The sequence below is a fragment of the Paenibacillus sp. JT31N11 genome, from assembly GCF_056269285.1.
This window is the reverse complement of the sequence record NZ_JBWDNQ010000020.1, coordinates 75,285-90,362: the sequence shown is the minus strand read 5'-3', so window position 1 is coordinate 90,362 and position 15,078 is coordinate 75,285. Positions and strand designations below refer to the sequence as shown.

At 51.2% G+C, this 15,078-nt stretch carries 14 protein-coding genes; 13 read left to right on the top strand and 1 reads right to left on the bottom strand.

Translation table 11 applies throughout. The annotated features are described in order from the left end of the window. The first annotated feature begins 32 nt into the window (after nucleotides 1-32). The 3 genes from AC0YNV_RS36075 (at nucleotide 33) to AC0YNV_RS36065 (ending at nucleotide 3,020) form a co-directional block, all read left to right on the top strand. Entirely contained in the window at nucleotides 33-1,664 is a 1,632-nt protein-coding gene (locus AC0YNV_RS36075) for an AraC family transcriptional regulator (RefSeq protein ID WP_475772370.1), read from the top strand. Between the two features lie 57 nt (nucleotides 1,665-1,721). Further along, entirely contained in the window at nucleotides 1,722-2,351 is a 630-nt protein-coding gene (locus AC0YNV_RS36070; protein WP_475772369.1) for an RraA family protein, read from the top strand. A gap of 261 nt (nucleotides 2,352-2,612) precedes the next feature. Next, a complete protein-coding gene (locus AC0YNV_RS36065) occupies nucleotides 2,613-3,020 on the top strand; it encodes a hypothetical protein (RefSeq protein WP_475772368.1) in 408 nt (135 codons plus the stop codon). Between the two features lie 212 nt (nucleotides 3,021-3,232). Here AC0YNV_RS36065 and AC0YNV_RS36060 read toward each other — a convergent pair whose 3' ends face one another. Next, on the bottom strand, nucleotides 3,233-3,850 hold the full coding sequence (locus AC0YNV_RS36060; RefSeq protein WP_475772367.1) for an NAD(P)H-dependent oxidoreductase: 618 nt from the start codon (nucleotides 3,848-3,850) through the stop codon (nucleotides 3,233-3,235). 165 nt (nucleotides 3,851-4,015) lie between these two features. On the opposite strand from AC0YNV_RS36060, the gene AC0YNV_RS36055 reads away from it, so the two are divergent. The 10 genes from AC0YNV_RS36055 (at nucleotide 4,016) to AC0YNV_RS36010 (ending at nucleotide 14,573) form a co-directional block, all read left to right on the top strand. Next, nucleotides 4,016-4,693 carry a MarR family transcriptional regulator gene (locus AC0YNV_RS36055; RefSeq protein ID WP_475772366.1) on the top strand — a complete coding sequence of 226 codons (678 nt, stop codon included), beginning with the start codon at nucleotides 4,016-4,018 and terminating at the stop codon, nucleotides 4,691-4,693. An 83-nt stretch (nucleotides 4,694-4,776) separates the two neighbouring features. After that, a complete protein-coding gene (locus tag AC0YNV_RS36050) occupies nucleotides 4,777-5,472 on the top strand; it encodes a response regulator transcription factor (protein WP_475772365.1) in 696 nt (231 codons plus the stop codon). 107 nt (nucleotides 5,473-5,579) lie between these two features. Then, nucleotides 5,580-6,500 carry an ABC transporter ATP-binding protein gene (locus tag AC0YNV_RS36045; protein ID WP_475772364.1) on the top strand — a complete coding sequence of 307 codons (921 nt, stop codon included), beginning with the start codon at nucleotides 5,580-5,582 and terminating at the stop codon, nucleotides 6,498-6,500. Beyond that, complete coding sequence (locus AC0YNV_RS36040; RefSeq protein WP_475772363.1) at nucleotides 6,497-7,255, top strand: ABC transporter permease; 759 nt, start codon at nucleotides 6,497-6,499, stop codon at nucleotides 7,253-7,255. Before AC0YNV_RS36045 ends, AC0YNV_RS36040 begins: the two co-directional genes overlap by 4 nt. A gap of 14 nt (nucleotides 7,256-7,269) precedes the next feature. Beyond that, the gene (locus tag AC0YNV_RS36035) at nucleotides 7,270-8,178 is read left to right on the top strand and encodes a sensor histidine kinase (RefSeq protein WP_475772362.1); all 909 of its coding nucleotides are present in this window, start codon (nucleotides 7,270-7,272) and stop codon (nucleotides 8,176-8,178) included. A gap of 596 nt (nucleotides 8,179-8,774) precedes the next feature. After that, a complete protein-coding gene (locus tag AC0YNV_RS36030) occupies nucleotides 8,775-10,535 on the top strand; it encodes a peptide-binding protein (protein ID WP_475772361.1) in 1,761 nt (586 codons plus the stop codon). A 75-nt stretch (nucleotides 10,536-10,610) separates the two neighbouring features. After that, nucleotides 10,611-11,582 carry an ABC transporter permease gene (locus AC0YNV_RS36025; protein ID WP_210045812.1) on the top strand — a complete coding sequence of 324 codons (972 nt, stop codon included), beginning with the start codon at nucleotides 10,611-10,613 and terminating at the stop codon, nucleotides 11,580-11,582. Continuing rightward, nucleotides 11,579-12,577: an ABC transporter permease gene (locus tag AC0YNV_RS36020; RefSeq protein WP_475772360.1), complete on the top strand. Its 999-nt coding sequence runs from the start codon at nucleotides 11,579-11,581 to the stop codon at nucleotides 12,575-12,577. Before AC0YNV_RS36025 ends, AC0YNV_RS36020 begins: the two co-directional genes overlap by 4 nt. After that, a complete protein-coding gene (locus AC0YNV_RS36015) occupies nucleotides 12,544-13,605 on the top strand; it encodes an ABC transporter ATP-binding protein (protein ID WP_475772359.1) in 1,062 nt (353 codons plus the stop codon). The genes AC0YNV_RS36020 and AC0YNV_RS36015 overlap by 34 nt, the downstream gene beginning before the upstream one ends. Continuing rightward, nucleotides 13,602-14,573: an ABC transporter ATP-binding protein gene (locus AC0YNV_RS36010; RefSeq protein WP_475772358.1), complete on the top strand. Its 972-nt coding sequence runs from the start codon at nucleotides 13,602-13,604 to the stop codon at nucleotides 14,571-14,573. Before AC0YNV_RS36015 ends, AC0YNV_RS36010 begins: the two co-directional genes overlap by 4 nt. Nucleotides 14,574-15,078: the final 505 nt, after the last annotated feature.

Here is a 15,078-nt window from a genome sequence, read left to right as displayed (position 1 = left end):
ATTCTCAATTAGTGGAGTGTGAGGCTTAAATCATGAAAAAGGATCACGACCGTTTCGAATTGTTCGCCTCCTATTTATACAAGCTGGAAGAGATAGAGCATATCAGTGCGGGGCAATCTTTTTTTCAGCGTGAAGCCTCCATGCATACCCTGCTGCTGTTCAAGGAAGCAGCAGGGGAGATTATCGTCGACGGTCAAATCTGCGCTTTGCACCGGCAGAAGGTATTTCTTGCGGCTCCCGGCGCGAGCCTGAAGCTGGTCGTCGACCCGGGGCGGAGCACGGATTATTATCAAATACGGTTTCGCGCGGTGCAGGCTGCGGAGAATCGTTTCGTGCCTGTGGCGCTGGACGGTCCGATTGAGCTGGCTATTGCTATTTTTGAATTTCTGTCCGATAAGGCCGGGGAGATAGAGCGCAAGCTGCGCAGCAAGGATTCCTGGGACCGGATGAAGGCCAATATTCTCTTCCAGGAAATGATCTGCGTCTTGTTCAAGGACACGCTGCGCGAGCAAAGTCCTAGCCCGAACCGGACATTGGATCTGACGCTCGATTATATGGAACAGCATTACCATGAGGGGATTACCCGCAATAAACTCGCGGTTATGGCCGGGATGAGCGCGGATTATTATTCGCGCGCGTTCAAGAAGAAGGTCGGCAAAAGTCCGATGGAATATCTCACGGACATCCGTATCAATCAGGCGAAGCAGTCGCTGGTGCTTTCCCGCGATTCCTTCCGGACGATTGCCCACAGCGTCGGTTTCAGCGATGAATTTTATTTCAGCCGCAAATTCAAAGCGGCGACGGGACGCTCGCCCTCCGCGTATGTGAACAAGATCAGATATTCGGAGAAAATAGCCTCGCTGAAGCACTTATTGACAGGCCACCTCGTGGCGCTCGGCATTGAACCCTACGCCGCTGTGATCAATAACGGATATCCCGTGACGACCCAGTTCCGCAATACGATCGCTATTGGCGGCTATAAGCCGGATCTGGAGAAGCTGATGACAGCCCAGCCGGATTTGATCGTTACCTGCGAATTTCGGGATTTTGAGAAATCGCAAAAAGAGAAAATATTTGACCAGATCGCTCCTACTATCACCCTGCCGTTCTTCCAGGACTGGCGGATCCATTTTCAATCAGTCGCAAGAATTGTGGGCAAGGAGAAGGAAGCGGAGGAGTGGCTGGAGCGCTACGATTACAAGGCAGAGAGAACCCGCAAGCAGGTGCGCCGCATAGTCGGCGACGAAACGATGCTGATCGTCGGTATCGGGGAGGATTCCCTCTGCATTTACGGCCAGCGCAATCTGGGCACGGTGCTGTATGGGGATTTGCAGTTGAATATGCCCCAGGGCGTAGCCGAGATCAGGCACTACAGGGAAATAACTCCGGAGGAGCTTGCGGGATATGACGCGGATCGGATTCTGTTGACCAGCCATAAGCATGACGGCACCCGGAAAATGGATGAGGCGATCCGCCGGCAGGCAGAGGCGCTGTTTGCCAGCAGGCGCTGGAAGGAGCTCAAAGCTGTGCGCGGCGGGAATGTTTATGATATTTACAACACCAGGCATCTCTACACCTGCTATACGTCGCTGTCCCATGATTTGCTGCTGGATAAGACCAGTCAGCTGATCGGTTCCGATTCGTCCAGTCCGGCGAGATTATGACGGCGAACACGGTGAGGGAGTTTTACAAGATGGATTGTCAAGAAAGGATGTGTATTCATGTTCCGTATCGAACCGAGGGTCCAGGGCGTAACCCCGGAGCTGTTGGAAATGTATGAGGCGGTCAGTCCGTCCACCATCGGACACTTTACCGATTTTGGTTTCATCCATGGACTGCAGCCCTTGTTTCGGCCAATTCAACTTCTGGGCAATGCGGTCACGGTGCGTATTCCGCATCTGGATTCCACCGCGATTCGACACGCGCTGGAGCTAGCCAGACCGGGCGACGTTCTGGTCGTCGACATGTCCGGCGATGACGACCGGGCGTGCTGGGGGGAATTCAGAACCTATGCGGCCATGGCCAAGCAAATTGCCGGCGTGGTCGTATCCGGCTGCGTCACCGATGTGCGCGCCATTACGAAGCTCGGCTTCCCCGTCTATTCCAGGGGCATCAGCGCCAAGACGACGCGCGCAATGGAGCTTGAAGGCGAGGTCAACACAACGGTCAGCGTAGCCGGCGTAAGTGTGCAGCCCGGAGATTTGGTCGTCGGCGACGATGACGGCCTGTTCGTCGTGAACCCCCGCGACGCCGGTGAAATCGGCCTTAAGGCGATCGAGAAGCAGCGCTGGGAGGAAGTGAAAAGGCGGGAGTACGGTTTTGTAAGTGATACCGGCCCGGCTGGTACATAACTGTGGTGCCATGCTGCCGGATTTTCACCGGCATCTAACGATAAAGGATATTGAGAGGGCAGGCCGTTTCCACGGGGAACGCCTGCCCTTTATTTCAATTGATGCCAATAAGCTCTGTGAGAAGCCTGGTTTGCCGCCATAGACCTGTAAAAATTGTTTTTCTTATCGGAAATAATGACATATTCGTGTTACACTAATGGTATAGAATTCCAGTGCTGCAGCATATGTGTTACCAAGGCACCTTACGAAAGGATGATCTTTGTGTGGATGCTTCCTGTTGCCTCTTTACTTCTCGTCCTGACCTCCATGTTTATTTCCGTCCGGAGCAAAGAGGAGAGTGATCCTGTTTCCCCGAATTTTCTCATTTCGGTAAATGGGGTCTTTCTTTTTTTTCTCCTCGTTTTTCTGGTTTACTATGTTCAGGATGAGAGAATCATTACGGCCATTCCTGCAGTCTTTTATTGGTTTCTGATTGTGCTCGGTGCCGTCGTCGGGCTGTTCTCGTCAATCAGGAAATACATTCCCGGTTATATGACCTCTGCCGCTTTACTGTTGTTTACAGGATTTATTGCGATCTTTTCCGTAGGTATCCTGTTGATTGCCATGGCGTTAAGCGAATTGCTTATTGTCGCTTGTCTGCAATTTATGAAATTGAGAAGATCAGCCTGAATTCTGCTTCACAGCTATCCTCCAGTCTATACGGAGGGTAGTTTTTTTGTTTTCGCGGAGTACTTTATAGTGTTAATGCTTGCTTGCATAAAGTTTTCTTTAAGATAGGGTAACAGGAGGAAGCTGCCGGGACCCGGGAAACTGCTATGGTGAAAAAAACTTCTTCCTCTGTCAAGGGAAGGCGCCCGACAGGCATCTCTTGTTAAAATGAATTACAATTGAGCGAACCGCTGCTCTGTTTTTAGCAGATACTGCCGCCTCGTCTCCGGGCTGCGGTTTTTCATGCCCGTATAGTTGTACCAGCGAAGCTTGCGGATACCTATTTTGCGGAAAGTACCCCGGAATAGAATCTTGGTAACGGGATTTCCGAACAACCACCGGTAGATAAAGTCGGGAGTGCTCATTACGGTCAAGAGGGAAACTCCTTTAACATTTGGAAGCAGGCTGTGGAATGGTCTTCCCGGTTTGGTTTCCTTATAGATCGTGCCCTCTACGAATACCTTATCGAGGAATCCTTTGGTGAGAGCCGGCATCGTCTCCCACCAGACCGGAAAGATGAAGACAATATGATCCGCGGCAATAAGACGCCGCTGGTAATCGGCAGCGAAGGGGTCTGTGGTCTTCTTTTGCCGCCAGGAGGCAAGCTCTTCGGCAGACATGACGGGATTAAATCCGTCTGTAGACAAATCGATAAGATCAATTTTGTGGCCCTTGGCAGCAAGGCCCCGCATAACGGCGGCCAAGAGAGCCGCGGAATAGCTTCTGCGATGGGGAATATTCTCGGATGCGGACGCTCCGTACGGATGATCGAAGATAATGACGACATTCATATAGAAATCTCCTCTTTGAATTATTGTTTCCAGAATATAAAATTGTATCACGGAAACAATAATACGTTTATATTTCCTTTCTGTCAATATTGTTTCCGGGAAACTTTATTTATTCCTGGCTGTTTGTTAAACTGGGCATAAGAAAAGCTTGCGAGGAGACCTTCTATGTTCCATTCTGCCGGTCATCTGCCTGACAAGGACATTCTAATAAAGAAATTAATCGAGACAATTCCCAAATTGCATAAGCGGTTTCAATCGGAGGATGACGAAGAAAAGGAGTGGTTGATCCGGAACTGCGACAATCCCGCGATCATTGATTTCCTCCAGGAATCCACGGTCATGATGCTTCACGTAATCGATGCCATTGGACATCTTGAGCCGGTGAATGGAGCTTCCATTTCCAGACAGTTTGGAATCCCCAAAGGCAGCGTGTCCAAGATCACCAGAAAATTAGTGCAGCAGCAAATTATCCGCACGGAATATCTTCTGGATAATAAGAAAGAAGTGCTCTTCCACACGACTCCCTTGGGCAAAGAAATATTTCAACTTCATCAAGCCCTGCATAAGCAGATGAATATAGGGATAACCCGATTTCTCCGGAAATATGACGAGGCTGAATTGATATTTCTTATCCGGGGCTTCGAGGACACCCTGCAGGCATCGTGGGTAAATTCGGAACCCGGGGAATCAGAGCTTGAGAAAACACGCTCGACGACCCGGCATGAGTCAGAGGAAGACGAGGAAATGAATGCGATCGTAAACATGCTTAAACAACTGGATACCCGCAGCCTGAAAAAAGCAAAAACGATTCTCAATGATGTATTTTTTACCTCCTTTGATTAGTAAAGGGATCAAGAGAAAACTTGCTTCCCTGTGCTTGAAGGACGTCTCCAACAATCTCTCCCTCTAAAGGTGAACTGATTCCTATGGACAAAATGATACAAATCCTGGTGGTGGAGGATGATAACGACATCAACCAGCTGCTGTGCAATATTATAAGAAAAAGCGGTTATCTGCCCCAGCCGGCCTACTCCGGAACCGAAGCTCTGCTCTATCTGGACAAGCAGCCATGGCATATGGTGCTGCTTGATCTGATGCTCCCCGGCATGAGCGGCGAGGAGCTGCTGGCCCGGATTCATGAGCTTGGCCCTATGCCGGTAATCGTGATTTCGGCCAAGGAGGAGCAGCGGACGAAGGTTGCCATGCTGCGGACCGGCGCGGACGATTATATTACGAAGCCCTTCGACATCGAGGAGGTATCGGCCCGGATTGACTCCCATCTGCGCAGATACAGGCGCGATTCAACGTCGGATGCACGAAGCCGTCAACTGGCCTATAAGTCGATTATTCTTGATCCGGAAGCAAAATCGGTCACTTTAGGCGCTGAGCTGCTGTCATTGACGGCAAGGGAATATGAGATACTGGCCCTCCTCATGTCCTCGCCCAAGAAGGTATTTACCAAGGCGAACGTGTATGAAAGCGTATGGGGAGAAGAGTTTTTCGGCGATGATAATACGATTAACGTCCATATGAGCAATCTGCGGAGCAAGCTGGCAAAAGCAAGTCCGAACGAAGAATTTATCGAGACGGTATGGGGAATGGGATACCGGCTTAAGCCCTGAGTGGCTTATCCATTAAGCAGCTTAAGACTTTCTTAAGGATTGTCTTTAGCTCCTCTTATGTTTTCGTTTCTATACTTGAGCTATCACATAAGAGGAGGCCAGGAGGAATGAGTCAGTATCTGCTGCAAACCCATAATTTGACCAAGAGCTTCAAGGGCAGCAATGCCTTGGACAAAGTGAACCTGTCGATCAGGAAAGGGTCCATATACGGTTTTATCGGCCAGAACGGAGCTGGCAAATCGACGCTGATCCGCATCGTGGCAGGGCTTGCTTTCCCCACTGAAGGCACGCTCGAGCTGTTCGGGGAGACCGGCGGAAGCAGGCTTGTGGCCGCGCGCAAGCGGATCGGGTCGATCATTGAAAGTCCGGCGTTGTTCCCCCAAATGACGGCGCATGAGAATGTCGAAGCGAACCGGCTGCTGCGGGGCATTCCGGGCAAAGAAAATGTGCGGAAAACGCTTGAAATTGTCGGGCTTGAGGGTACCGGCAGGAAAAAAGCGAAAAATTTCTCGCTGGGGATGAAGCAGCGGCTGGGTCTGGCGATTGCGCTTCTGGGCGACCCGGAGTTCCTTATTCTTGACGAGCCGACCAATGGTCTGGACCCTATGGGCGTGGTTGAAATGAGGGAGCTGCTCAAACGGTTGAACAGTGAAAGAGGCATCACGATTCTGATTTCCAGTCATATTCTCAGCGAGCTGTATCTGCTGGCCAGCCATTATGGGATTATTCATCACGGGCAGCTGCTGGAACAGCTGACGGCGAAGGAATTGAACGAGAAATGCCAGCAGTATGTGCACATTAAGGTGAATGACCCGGCCAAGGCGGCCTCGGTTATTCAGAACAAGCTTGCGACGACGGATTTTGAAGTGATGCCTGGCGGTGTTATCCGGTTGTACGCGCTTCTCGAACATCCCGGGAAAATCTCGACCGCACTTGCGGCTTCGGGTCTGGAAATAGAAGAGTTCATGCCGATGGGCGAGGATCTGGAGAGCTTCTTCACGAAGCGGATCGGGGGTGCGCGGACATGAGCAACCTGATTATGGCGGAATTGTTCAAGCTGCGCAAAGACCGTGCCTTCCGGATGCTGGTTTACCTGCTGCTCTTCATCGCGGCAGCTTACCCGATTATTATCTACATCGATAATCAATCAGACGGGGGAATCGTTCACGGAGCGGATTTCTTTCTGGAGAGCATGGCTGGAAATACCTATATCATCAAATTCGGAACGGCCATTCTGGCTGGATTCTTCATCTCCAGCGAATACTCGACCGGTGTCATGAAAACCATCGCATCGTCGGGCAGCAGCCGGATCCGGATTTTTATAGCCAAGCTGTTTGGCTTCACGGTCGGGACTCTGGTCATCTCCATCATTTTCCCGGTTGTCAGCACATTGATCACCACTGTGTTGTCCGGCTTCGGTGAGCTGCCAGCGGAAGCTGCCGCCGGTTATATCCCGGGCACCATAGGATTGATGCTTCTTTATGCGGCTGCTTTTGGCGCTATAGCCGCATTGTTCGCGACGATCTTCACGGACAGCGGCAAGACGGTCGGTTTCCTGATATTTTTATTTCTGATGATCGATTCCATTCTCCCCGGTTTGGGCCAATTTGTTCATTTCCTGGGCACCATCTATGACTATTCGGTGTTCAAGCTGCTGCTCGAAATCACAAAATTTCATTTCGGGAGCGGTGAGCTGCTGGAGATCCTGCTGGTCCCCGTCCTGACGATTGCGGCATTCGGGGCGCTTGGCGTTCTGGTTTACCGGAGAAAAGAAATCAAATAGCAGGCGGAAGGCGGATGAAGGGCATGCTCTATATCACGATCATCTCGGTTATCGCGGCGGCTGCCTGTTTAATCCGCCTTTGGCTTGTGAAGCGGGAAATGAAAAGAATGACAAGCAAGCTCAAAGCATACAATGATGGGCGGACAGGAAAAAAACTGGATTTGACGTTCTTCGATCGGCATATTGAAACCCTCGCGGCGGAGATTAACCGGCAGTCGGATCTCGTCGTGGAGGCGGACGCGCAGCGAAGGCGTACCGAGAATGAGCTGAGGCAGGCGGTGGCCAATATTTCACATGATATCCGGACACCGCTTACGTCGATTTTCGGTTATATTCAGCTGTTGGAGTCGGATGAAATAACCGGAGAGGAAAAGCAGGAATATGTAGGCATCGTCAAAAACAGAACGAAGCGTCTGCAGGTGCTGTTGAATGATTTTTTTGAGCTGTCGGTTATTGAATCCCCGGATTATCCGATGAAGCATGAACGGCTGAGATTAAACATTCTGCTCCCGGATATCGTCACGGGCTTGTACGACCAGTTCAATGAATATCATATAACGCCGGATCTTCAGCTGCCGGAGTCCGATATCATCCTGTATGCGGACGAATCGGCCGTCAGGAGAGTTGCTGAGAACCTGCTCCTTAATACCATTAAACATACGAGCGGTCAGGTCAGGATTATTCTCGAGATGCGCCAGGGTACGGCCGTATTGACCATTGCCAATGAGGCCAGACATCTGACCGGCAGCGATCTGAATGTTTTATTCGACCGGTTCTACACAGCGGATCAGACAAGATCGGGCAAGGGAACAGGCCTTGGCTTATCCATTGCGCGAAGTCTGATGGAGAAGATGAATGGAAGCCTGAACGCCGAGCTGCAGGGCGGTCATTTGCTGATGATCTGCAATTGGAAGCTGCCATAAATGAACGGATTGGGCGAATGACTGAAGTTAAATCAGTTATTTTTAGATTATTTAGAAAATTAAATTATTTGTATGGTAAACGTTCGTTAAATTTGGTATATTTCAGGAAAGTAAACCATTTTACAAGAGGTAAGGGAGAGATTATCAGCTAACCTGGTTAAAAAAATCTATAGGGATGAAAGGTGGCGGATAGTAAAATAGATAGCTCAGCAAGATTTTGTTGGAAGCATTGTTAACAAAATGGTAAGCGCTTACTTAAAAATCAAACGATTCAACCAGAATGTCAGTTAAAATAACATATCTTAATGTTTTATATACTAATCTTATGACAGATGACAAGTGGTTTTATGAATAGGACAAATTTAATTGCATAATATGGCGTATTTTTGATTGGAAATTTATGTACAGCGTCTATTTTATATGATACATTATGTATCGGGAAGGAAAGGTGATATTTAATGTTACATAAATGATAGGTTTATTTTTCTTTATGTTAGGTATATGTAGTCTTTATTTTTTATTTATTAAGGAGCGGAATGGCTCCAATTAGCCTCGGCGTAAGCCGGGAGTTTATTTACTATGAGGAGGTTTAATTTATGAAGAAAGTTACCGCATGGATGTCCTGCTTGTCCATTATCGCGCTTATTGGTATTCTGCTGGCGGGATGCACCGATTCCAACAGCCCGGCGAACTCCGAAACAACAGAACCGTCCACTACGGCCCCCGCAAACAATACAACTGACGAACCAGCCGCCCCGGCTGACAGCTCAGAAACTCCTGGTGCGCCTGTAGAAGGAGGAACGTTGACAATCAGCACGTTCTCCGATGTTGTTTCCATAAATCCGTTGTACATTAATGATACATCCTCCGGAGATATCGAAACCCTGATCTTTGCCAAGCTGTACGATCTGGACCGCAATGCCAATCTGGCGGTTGAGCCTTGGTCGATCGGTGCGGAGCTGCCGAAAATCAGCGAGGATGGAAAAACATATACAGTCAAATTGAAAACAACGGCCAAATGGAGCGACGGACAGCCGATTACCGCCGACGATATCGTATATACCTACGATACGCTTCGCAATCCGGAAGCGGCATCACCGGGAATCAGCATGTACGATAAGATTGAATCCGTTACTAAAGTAGATGATCAGACGGTCGATATTAAATTGAAGCAGGTCTATGCTCCTTTTCAATTCTCGCTATTTATCTCCATTCTTCCCGCACACATACTCAAAGATGTCCCCCTCAAGGATCTCAAGACGAATCCTTACGGAGTCGATCCCGCCAAAACGGTCACCAGCGGCCCGTGGAAGTGGACCGAGTGGAAACAAGGCCAATATATTACCCTTGAAGCAAATCCGGATTACTGGGGAGAAAAGAAGCCGCATATAGCCAAGATCATTTACAAGATCTATGCGGATCAAAATACAGAGGTTCAAGCCCTGATCAAGGGCGATGTCCAAATGACGCAGGCCGTCCCGGTCACTCAAATCGATGCGGTCAAGGAACATGACAACCTGAGCATCATCCTGGAGCCGGGTCCGACGTATGAATACGTGTCATTTAACTTTAAAGACGAGAATTTCCCGGACAACTATTCCCCGTTCAAAGGGCAAAAAACCCGGCAGGCCATCGCCTACGCCATTAATCGTCAAGGTATGGTAGACAATGTACTGAAGGGATCCGGAGGACTGATGAACTCGCCATTCCTGCCCGGGTCATGGGCAGATCCAGGCGATGAGGCGGTTAACTACACGTATGATGCAGAGAAGGCGAAGAGTCTGCTGGCAGAGGATGGCTGGGCGGCCGGGAAAGACGGGATACTGGAAAAAGATGGGCACCGCTTCTCCTTCGAGCTGCAATATAATGCGGGCAACAGCCGTCGTGAGCAGGTGGCGGCAGTCATTCAGCAGAACCTGAAGGATGTCGGGATTGAAGTCAAGCCCAAAGGCATCGATTTTGCCACCTGGATCGACCAGAATGTTACGCCAGGCAAGTTCCCGGCCGTTCTCCTGTCATGGTCGCTGTCCAATCCCGACCCGGACGCGGAGAGCATTTTCTCGTCCAAGTATTTCCCGCCTGCCGGACAAAACAGCGGGTGGTACAAAAATGAGAAGCTGGATGAGTTGTGGGTGAAAGGGCAGCTGACGGTCGACCAAGCCGAGCGGACAAGTATTTATCACGAAATCGGCAAAGAAATCTCCACCGACCTGCCTTATGTGTTCCTGTATCAATACGGTCTTCCCCAAGGCGTAGATTCCACTACCGTTCATTGGGATGAGGAGGATCGTCCTGAATCTTCCCTGGCTTACGGGTACCTGTTCCACGCCATCAATTGGTGGTCTGACAAAAAGTAACCAAGCCAAGCAGCCAAAATGACAGGGGAAGGTAATATGATGCCTTCCCTTGTACAGGAATCGGGGGACGCTTCAATGACTGAGTATTTAATACGCCGCTTGCTGCAATCCGTCCTTGTGCTGTTCTTGATCTCGGTGCTGACCTTCGCCATGATCCATGCGGCGCCGGGCGGACCGACCCAGGTGTTTCTCGGTCCCGGAATGTCGCCGGAAGCGGCAAAAATTCAGGCGCATAATCTGGGGCTTGACCGCTCCGTTCCCGTCCAATTTTTTATATGGCTTGGGAATTTGCTGCAGGGGGATCTCGGGCACACCTTCAAAAATCATATTCCAGTCGGCGATATTCTGTGGCCGACCGTGCTCAACACAATGGTACTGATGGGCTCGGCATGGTTTATTTCCTTGTTGATTGCCATTCCATGGGGGATTTATAACAGCACGGTCGAATATGGACTGTCCGATCACACAGCTTCCTTCATCTCGTATATCGGTTTCGCCATGCCGACGTTCTGGTTTGGGATTCTGCTGCAGGAGTATTTCGCCGTTAAGCTGAATTGGCTGCCCTTGTCCGATATGTGGACGATGGGGATGGAAGGCAATCTCGGCAATTTGCTCCTTCACCTTGTACTTCCCGTGACCGTACTCGCGCTTGGATTTCTGGCCTCCTACTCCAAGTATGCCCGGTCCAGCATGCTGGAGGTCCTGAATCAGGATTATATCCGTACGGCAAGGGCGAAGGGATTGAAAGAACGCAGAGTCATTTTCCGCCATGCCTTGCGGAATGCTCTGATTCCGATTATTACAGTCCTCGGACTCGATCTGCCCATTCTGGTCGGGGGCGCCGTGCTGACGGAAAGTGTGTTCAATTGGCCCGGAATGGGCCGGCTGTTTGTCGAGATGGCGGTGGCAAGGGAATACTCCGTGCTGATGTCCATCACGCTGATCGTATCGGTCATCGTCGTTATCGGCAATCTTGCTGCGGATATCCTCTATGCGCTGGTAGATCCGAGGGTCCAACTGGGACGGGAGGGAGGAGCCTCATTATGATTGAAGTGGAGCACGGGAAGCCTCTCCCGCAAGGAAACTGGAATCCGGAGCCAAGACCGCCGGCAGATCTTCAAGATGCCTTGGTGGAAGCGCGCCCCCCGGGGCCATGGAGGGCGGCTTGGAAGAAATTTCTGCATAATCCGTTTGCCGTTACGGGGCTTGCGGTACTGCTTCTGTTTATCCTGGCGGCTTTCCTGGCCAAATGGATCGCTCCTTATGATCCTACCCGGATTGACATGATGTTCCCTAACCTGCCGGCCGGTACGGACAATCATCTGCTGGGGACGGACGAGCTGGGAAGGGACATATTCTCCCGTTTGTTATACAGCAGCCGAATCTCGCTTTCTGTCGGATTTGCCGTTGCTTTCGTGTCCGTCGTGATCGGTACGCTGATTGGAGCGGTATCCGGGTATTTTGGCGGCTGGGTGGATACGATAGCCATGCGTCTGGTAGACGTCATGAATTCCATTCCCTCGCTGTTTCTCAATATCTTGATTCTGGCCGTTTTTGGTTCGAAAATGTCCTACATGATCATGGTATTGGCCTTCACCAGCTGGATGGGGGTGGCGCGGCTTGTCCGGGGCAACTATCTCCAGCTGCGGGAGATGCAGTATGTGGAGGCGGCAAGGGCGACCGGCGTGACCAGCTGGGGCATTATTTTCCGCCATCTTCTTCGCAATGCGTCCGCTCCGATCATTGTGACGGCCACGCTGATGGTAGGCGGAGCCATCCTGAGCGAATCGGCCTTATCCTACCTGGGCCTGGGCGTTCAGACGCCGGACACGAGCTGGGGGCTGATGCTCAGCAACGCGCAGGAATTTATGCTTGTTGATCCTATACAAGCTGTATATCCCGGCCTGTGCATCCTGTTAGTCGTGCTGTCCGTGAATTTTATCGGGGATGGAATCCGCGACGGGCTGGACCCCAGGAAGACCACGATCCCGCGAAGGAGGCTGGACCAATGGCGGAAACAATACTTGAAATCCGGAATTTGACAACCGGTTTTCTGTCGGACCAGGGCATGGTCAAGGCAACGGACCGCGTCTCGCTCACTTTGGATAAAGGGCAGACTCTCTGCGTGGTAGGCGAATCGGGCAGCGGGAAAAGCGTCACCGCGCTCTCTGTTGTACGGCTCGTCGATTATGCCGGCGGGGTAATCATGGACGGTCAGATCCTATTTAACGGAGAGGATCTGGCACAGAAAAGGCAGAGCGAAATGCTGCGGATTCGCGGCAGCTTAATCGCCATGATATTCCAGGATCCGATGTCCGCGCTGAATCCCGTCTTCACGGTAGGGGACCAAATTGCGGAGGTTCTTCAGGTTCATAAGCATTTAAACCGGAAGGAAGCATGGCATAGAAGTGTGGAGATGCTTCGGCTGGTGGGCATTCCCGCTCCTGAAATACGTGCGAAACAGTATCCCTATGAAATGTCCGGCGGGATGTGCCAGCGGGTCGTCATTGCCATGGCGCTCTCCTGCAATCCGCAATTGCTGATCGCGGATGAGCCGACGACGGCGCTTGATGTGACGGTGCAGGCCCAGATTCTGGAGCTGCTTCTCCAATTAAAGCGGGAATTCCGGATGTCGATGCTGCTCATCACTCATGATATGGGAGTGGCGGCTGAAGTCGCGGACCGGATTGCGGTCATGTATGCGGGAACCGTTGTGGAAGAGGGGACGGTAGAGGAGATTTTCGGGCATCCCCGCCACCCCTATACGATGGGACTTCTGCGATCCATCCCTGGCATGGATGGGAATCGCGGAGAAGAATTATATACGATTAAGGGTGCCATTCCTCCCATCAGCAAGCTGCCTTCCGGCTGCCGTTTTCACTCCCGCTGTCCGTATGTGATGGAGACTTGCCGGGAAAAGGAGCCTCCTCTGCTGGAATCTGCGACCGGACATAAGGCCGCCTGCTGGCTCCGCGATACGGTTGGAGCCACTCAGTCGGCCACTGCCGCAGAAGAGCAGCAGACGACGGAAGCTGTGAATGGAACCGGGACGGAGGTGGGCCTTCCATGAACCAGCCGTATTTGGTGGAAGCCAAGCATGTGAAGATGTATTATCCCATCAGGACCGGGCTGCTGAATCGCGTAGTTGGCCATGTGAAGGCGGTCGATGACGTTTCCTTCGGCATCCGGCCCGGCGAGACATTCGGTTTGGTCGGAGAATCGGGCTGCGGAAAATCCACATTGGCCCGGGTTTTGTTGAAGCTGAAGAAGGCAACCGGCGGGGAGATCCGGTTTGACGGTCAGAACATTCATGAGGTAGGCAGCCAGGATCTTCGCCGGCTCCGCGAGGGAATGCAGATTATTTTTCAAGATCCGTACAGCTCCTTGAATCCGCGCTTTCTGGTTAGGGATCTCATAGGCGAGCCTCTGCGCATTCACCGGAAAATGTCGTCCAGGGAGAAGGATGACCGGGTCGTGCAGCTGATGGAGCTGGTTGGGCTGGATGTCAGCCGGCGCAACCGGTACCCGCATGAGTTCTCAGGCGGACAGCGCCAACGTATCGGCATTGCCCGCGCAATCGCGCTGAATCCCAAATTCATCATAGCGGACGAAGCGGTATCCGCACTGGATGTTTCCGTACAGTCTCAAGTGCTGAACCTGATGATGAAGCTGCAGAAGGAGCTGGGGCTGACTTATTTGTTTATTGCCCATGGACTTAATGTGGTGCGCCATATATCCAATCGCGTCGGTGTCATGTATTTGGGGAAAATGGTGGAGGTGGCCCCGACGGATGCGCTGTTTGCGCATCCGCTGCATCCTTATACGTCCGTGCTGCTTTCCGCTATTCCTCAGGCTGTGCTGCACCGCAAGAACGAACGGATTATTCTGCAGGGGGATGTGCCGTCTCCCGCCAATCCGCCTTCGGGCTGCCGTTTTCACCCGCGTTGTCCCATTGCCCGGGATCGCTGCAGAGTGGAGGAGCCTCTCCTCCAGTCTGCAGACGGGGAGAGACAGGTGGCTTGCCATTATCCGTTATGACCTTGCGATCCACTTGCTTTTCCTATACTGAAGCAGGTGCCAAGGCAGGCAAGGCGAGGGGAATATAAGCATAATTGCAATTTCTTCAGAGCCAGTGCTGTAAAAATCAAAAGGTCTGCCTGAACTCCTATGGCTTACAGGAGCTCAGGCAGACCTTTCTTGTGAGGGTGAAGCAGGACTTCATCCTCTTTGCGATTTTTGTGATTAGAGGTATGGAGCAGAGGGTACTGAAGCGAATAATTTTTGACGAGAATGGTTATTGGGACAACGCAATAGCTGCTTTGACGAACAAAAAGAACCGTCAGGGAACCCCATTATTCCCTGACAGTGTCTTCTTGCCCGATTATTTTCGATACTAGCTGCTCCTGCTAACATCCCCTCACCGGGCAAAGAAACGGTTGAAATTCCCCCCTGGTGTGACGAGATTCTCTCCCGGGTCCTTCCCTCCAGCCTCTATACTAACGTTAGGAAACCTTTAAATACGCATAAATTAACTAAGGGGGCA